This window comes from Pseudomonas sp. 21 (genome assembly GCF_000955805.1).
Lineage (GTDB): Bacteria > Pseudomonadota > Gammaproteobacteria > Pseudomonadales > Pseudomonadaceae > Pseudomonas.
Map to the genome: position 1 here is coordinate 1 of NZ_JYOA01000006.1, position 1,109 is coordinate 1,109.

General features: G+C 59.7%; 1 protein-coding gene. It reads left to right on the forward strand.

The window, feature by feature from the left end:
• The coding region (gene tuf / locus UB43_RS15435; protein ID WP_156160425.1) for an elongation factor Tu at positions 1 to 1,109 on the forward strand (1,109 nt) is incomplete at both ends.

A 1,109-nucleotide genomic window follows, 5' to 3' on the forward strand; every position in this document is an offset into this window, starting at 1 on the left:
AACGTCGGCACCATCGGTCACGTTGACCACGGCAAAACCACTCTGACCGCTGCTCTGACCAAGGTCTGCTCCGAGACCTGGGGCGGCTCCGCTCGCGCTTTCGACCAGATCGACAACGCGCCGGAAGAGAAGGCTCGTGGTATCACCATCAACACCTCTCACGTTGAATACGACTCGCCGGTACGCCACTACGCTCACGTAGACTGCCCGGGTCACGCTGACTACGTGAAGAACATGATCACCGGTGCTGCCCAGATGGACGGCGCGATCCTGGTTTGCTCGGCTGCTGACGGCCCCATGCCGCAGACCCGCGAGCACATCCTGCTGTCCCGTCAGGTAGGCGTTCCTTACATTGTCGTGTTCCTGAACAAGGCCGACATGGTTGACGACGCCGAGCTGCTGGAACTGGTCGAAATGGAAGTTCGCGATCTGCTGAACACCTACGACTTCCCGGGCGATGACACTCCGATCGTGATCGGTTCCGCTCTGATGGCCCTGAACGGCCAGGACGACAACGAGATGGGCGTTTCCGCCGTGCGCAAGCTGGTAGAAACCCTGGACTCGTACATCCCCGAGCCCGAGCGCGCCATCGACAAGCCGTTCCTGATGCCGATCGAAGACGTATTCTCGATCTCCGGCCGTGGCACCGTGGTAACTGGCCGTGTTGAGCGTGGCATCGTCAAGATCCAGGAAGAAGTGGAAATCGTCGGCATCAAGGCGACCACCAAGACTACCTGCACCGGCGTTGAAATGTTCCGCAAGCTGCTCGACGAAGGTCGTGCTGGTGAGAACGTTGGCGTTCTGCTGCGTGGCACCAAGCGTGAAGACGTAGAGCGTGGCCAGGTTCTGGCCAAGCCGGGCACCATCAAGCCGCACACCAAGTTCGAGTGCGAAGTGTACGTGCTGTCCAAAGAAGAAGGTGGTCGTCACACCCCGTTCTTCAAAGGCTACCGTCCGCAGTTCTACTTCCGTACCACCGACGTAACCGGCAACTGCGAACTGCCGGAAGGCGTTGAGATGGTAATGCCGGGCGACAACGTGAAAATGGTTGTCACCCTGATCGCTCCGATCGCCATGGAAGATGGCCTGCGCTTCGCGATTCGCGAAGG